1 protein-coding gene is annotated in these 5,570 nt (G+C 39.6%); it reads left to right on the top strand.

Annotated features, from left to right (window positions below):
* On the top strand, nt 1-5,570 hold a 5,570-nt coding region (locus PAN06_RS12755), incomplete at both ends, for a YSIRK signal domain/LPXTG anchor domain surface protein (RefSeq protein WP_269796507.1).

The following is a 5,570-nucleotide window of genomic DNA, read 5'->3' as shown; positions in this document are numbered from 1 at the left end:
TCATGGATATCAATCTGAGAACACTGATGTACCTGCGGCTAATAGTGGACAAGCAGGGGTTAGTGGGCGTACAGACATCCCTTTATCAAAAACAGAAGCTCAAAAAGTGGGACGTGAAGCAGAACTATGGAAAGGGAAACTTCGTGCTACTGGTAAAGCTAACAACAATAATGTATGGGGTGCAGGTGGACCTTACGAATACTTAGCTACAGAAATCTACGGATATACTTATCAGCAAGGAGACCACTATGTATATCTTACAGATGTAAAAAAACGTTTTAGTTTATCACCAGAGGCAACTGCTGCAGGATACACAATTGCAAAAGTTGAAGCGAGCAACTTACCTCCTGGATTAGCTTATAATGCAACTACAGATACTGTAGAAGGATATGTAGCATCTACTCTTCAAAACGGTGTATATGACATGCGCTATATTGTAACTGTAGAGAAAGGTGGAGCTACTCAGCAAGTTACTTTCAGAGACTTAACAGCTGGATGGATTGGATGGCAAGATAGCTCTGCACCACGTATTCAAGGGTCATCAAAATTAGTAACAATAGGCGATCAAGTTAATCATAATATTAAATATGTTGATAACGATGGAATGAGTCGTGATGAAAGAACTGATTATGTATACAGAGATGGTGGAGCAAAAGTTGTTGCCGGTTCAAAAACAGCTTCTGGAACCACGAAGGGAGCAACCTTTACTGCAGTTGATGGATCTAAAATAAATACCGAGAACGGACCACAAACTGTCACAGCCCATACAGCCATAAACGGTAATTATACGGGAAGTAAAACTTCGATAAATGATGTTGTACCAGGATTAAATTACGATCCAAAAACTGGAGATATTACTGGAACAGCGTCAGAAGCTGGAATTTATACAGCAACTGTTTATGCGAAAGACTATAATAACACAACCAACGCGAAAAATCAGGATTGGAATATGTATGGTCAAGAAGCCCATGAAAATATTACAATCGCAGTAGCACCTAAAATTACTGTTAAGAATGTTGAAGCTTATGCAACAAATGTACCTATGACAATTTCAAAAGGTGCTAATAAAGCGGAAATTACAATGCCAGATGGAACAGTTACAAAACTTGAAGTTAAAAATGGAAACTGGACAGTAGCTGCAGGTACTACAAACACGGCTGTACAAGAAGGTGCGGTATTAGGAGCTGCATCTACAACAGGAGATTCAACTGTTAACTTAACTGTAACACCAGAATCTACTAAATATGTAGGTGTGGATAATATTGTAGCAAAAGCAACAACTGATAAGGTTAAAGCGAATATTCAACGTGAATTTGCTATGGTAACTGACGCAGCAGGAAACACATACAAAGCAATGTTTAACAGTGCAACAGGTAAATATTCATTACCTACAGAAAAAGCTTATGAATTAACAGACAATGGTAATGGTACATCAACTCTTATTGAACGTCGTGTTTATACAGATGCTCAAGCAAATGGTGATGTTAAATTCGTTGTTTATGAATTTGAACGTACATGGAATAGAACATCTTCAGCGGCAACATTAGTAGATAAAATTGCTGAAATCCGTAAAAATGGTGAGGTAACAGCAGTAGGTAATGTTACACGTACAGAGACTTTAATTAAAAAAGATAACACATCTTCAGAACAAGGAATGGTAGTTACAGTAAGTTATGACTCAGTAACAAACCAATGGACATCTTCTGACGGTACAGCGGTAACAGCTAAAGAATCAAATGCTGGTTGGGAAGTAGAAACAGCATCAGGATTTAAAGGGTATGTAGCATACCGTGAAGCATCTTCTACAGATGTAGCATCAATTCAAAATGCTAAACCAACAGGGACTTCAACAAGTTATTCAGAAGCAAAAGGTACATCAGTAGACTTAATTAAATCAACTAAAGCAAATGTAGCATTCGCAGATACAATCGATGACAAATCATCAGCAACAGATTCTGATACTATTAAAACAAAAGTAACAGCAACTGCACCAGACGGAACAGTCACTACTTTTGATGGAGCTCAAGCTGAAGAAACTGCCTATATCACGGCTCAACGTACTGCGGCAGCTAAAACTCAAGCAGCTGCAACTGCTGTAAAAGAATATCAAGATACACAAAATGAATTAGCACGTCTTCAAGAACTATTAGATCGTCAAACAAGAATGGTAGAAGATGCTCAAAAAGCATTAGATAACTTAAAATTGCGTTCGATTTCTCCAACATCTCAAGATTTAGCAGAGAAAAGACTTGCGCGTGTTAAAGAGTTGAAAGCATCTATAGAAACACAATTAGAAACAGCTAAAGCAAATCTATCGACAAAAAATACTGAAGTAGAGTCAGCGCGTACTGCAGCTTTAGAAGCTGAAAGAGCGGTAGAAACTGCGCGTGCAGCTCTTAAAACAGCTGCAGAAGCAAACTTAGCTAAAGCTAACGCTTATGTATTATCTCAAAAAGGACGTTACAAAGTAACAGTAAGCGCAGTAGATTCAAATGGGGTTGTAACAACTCCAACAGTAGGGGGAACAGATGCTGGAGAAGTAACAGAAGATGCAGTAGCAGAAACAACTTACTACATCGTAGTAACAGATCCAGAGAAATCATCAGGAGCTCAAGGTCAAAAACAAACTGACTCAATGGCAGATAATTTCAATGATGGAAAAGAAGGAACTACAGTATCAGATTACAAACTAGTAGATCCAGCAACAGGAAACAAAGCTTCTTCAGTAACAACTGCAGAAGGGACTTACACAGTAGATCCAACAACAGGTGAAGTAAGCTTCACTCCTGCAGAAGGATTTGTAGGAACAGCTACACCGATGAAAGTTTCAGCGAATGTAACATTCAACGATGAATCAGGAAATCCAGTAACAGTAGCGGTAGAAAATACATATACACCAACTGTATACGGAATTGACCCAGCTGATGATGAAACGACTGGAAAACAAGGTCAAACACAAACATCTATTTCAGGGAAAGAGCGCTTTGAAGAACTAAACACTGCGACTAATACACCTGATGGAACAAATGTAGACTGGACAACAGCTGCATACTCACTAGAAGGAGCTAATGCTGAAGGTAAAGTGGTAGTTGATGGAGAAGGAACATACTCAATCGATCCAACAACAGGTGTAGTAACATTTGAACCACTTCCAACATTTACAGGAAAAGCTAAAGGTGTTAATGTACAAGTATCAGTAACAGCAACTGACTCAGAAGGAAACAAAGTTCCAGTTACTTCAAAAGGAAAATATACTCCAGAAGTAACACCAGTAACACCGACAGGAGCACCAGTTACATCTGAAGGTAAACAAGGTCAAGAACAAACAGGTAAACCTGTCTTTACACAAGGTGATGAAACAGCACCAATTACAATCAACGAACAGCAACCAGCTAAATTCGTAGTAAATGGACAACCAGTTGATGACAAAGAAATTCCAGCAACAAAAGATGGAAAAGAAGTTGGTAAATACGTAATCGATCCATTAACAGGTGTTGTAACCTTTAAACCAAATAAAGACTTCACAGGCACACCAGATCCAGCAACTGTTGAAGCTAAAGATAAGAATGGAACACCAGCTACAGCAACTTACACACCAACAGTAACTCCAGTAGTACCAACAGCAGAACCAAAAGAAACAACTGGAAAACAAGGTCAACCACAAACTCAAGAAACAGAGTCAATGTTCAAACAAGGTGATGAAGTAGCACCAATTGATAAGACAACTGTTAAATTGGTAGACCCAAGTGGTAACGAAGTAACAACAATGCCAGCTCTTAAAGATGGCAAGGAAGTTGGAACATACACAATTGATCCAACAACAGGAGTGATCACATTCCAACCAAACAAAGACTTCACAGGCACACCAGATCCAGCTAAGGTTGTAGCGAAGGATACTAACGGAACTAAGGTAGAAACAACTTACACACCAACAGTAACTCCAGTAGTACCAACAGCAGAACCAAAAGAAACAACTGGAAAACAAGGTCAACCACAAACTCAAGAAACAGAGTCAATGTTCAAACAAGGTGATGAAGTAGCACCAATTGATAAGACAACTGTTAAATTGGTAGACCCAAGTGGTAACGAAGTAACAACAATGCCAGCTCTTAAAGATGGCAAGGAAGTTGGAACATACACAATTGATCCAACAACAGGAGTGATCACATTCCAACCAAACAAAGACTTCACAGGCACACCAGATCCAGCTAAGGTTGTAGCGAAGGATACTAACGGAACTAAGGTAGAAACAACTTACACACCAACAGTAACCCCAGTAGTACCAACAGCAGAACCAAAAGAAACAACTGGAAAACAAGGTCAACCACAAACTCAAGAAACAGAGTCAATGTTCAAACAAGGTGATGAAGTAGCACCAATTGATAAAACAACTGTTAAATTGGTAGACCCAAGTGGTAACGAAGTAACAACAATGCCAGCTCTTAAAGATGGTAAAGAAGTTGGAACATACACAATTGATCCAACAACAGGAGTAATTACATTCCAACCAAACAAAGACTTCACAGGCACACCAGATCCAGCTAAGGTTGTAGCGAAGGATACTAACGGAACTAAGGTAGAAACAACTTACACACCAACAGTAACTCCAGTAGTACCAACAGCAGAACCAAAAGAAACAACTGGAAAACAAGGCCAACCACAAACTCAAGAAACAGAGTCAATGTTCAAACAAGGTGATGAAGTAGCACCAATTGATAAAACAACTGTTAAATTGGTAGACCCAAGCGGTAATGAAGTAACAACAATGCCAGCTCTTAAAGATGGTAAAGAAGTTGGAACATACACAATTGATCCAACAACAGGAGTTATCACATTCCAACCAAACAAAGACTTTGTTGGTACACCAGATCCAGCTAAGGTTGTAGCGAAGGATACTAACGGAACTAAGGTAGAAACAACTTACACACCAACAGTAACCCCAGTAACCCCAACCGCAGAACCAGCTGAAACAACAGATATCCAAGGTAAAACACAAACAGGTAAACCAACGTTTACACCAGGTGATGATGAAGTACCAATGGATGATGAAGTACCAGCAACCTTCGAAGATGGATCAACAACTAAGACAATTCCAGGCGAAGGAACTTACAAAGTAAATCCAGACGGTACAGTAACCTTCACACCTGAGAAGACATTCACAGGTAAAGGCACAGGCGTAACTGTTAAACGTGTAGATAAGAACGGTACCCCAGTAACAGCTAAATACACACCAACAGTAACTCCAGTGACTCCAGAAGGAACACCAGCTGAAACAACAGATATCCAAGGTAAAGAACAAAACGGTAAACCTGAATTCAAACCAGGCAACCCAGAAGTACCAATGGATGATGAAGTACCAGCAACCTTCGAAGATGGATCAACAACTAAGACAATTCCAGGCGAAGGAACTTACAAAGTAAATCCAGACGGTACAGTAACCTTCACACCTGAGAAGACATTCACAGGTAAAGGCACAGGCGTAACTGTTAAACGTGTAGATAAGAACGGTACCCCAGTAACAGCTAAATACACACCAACAGTAACTCCAGTGACTCCAGAAGGAACACCAG

The organism is Streptococcus sp. SM3 (assembly GCF_027497875.1).
This window is presented reverse-complemented; position numbering and strand designations above follow the sequence as displayed.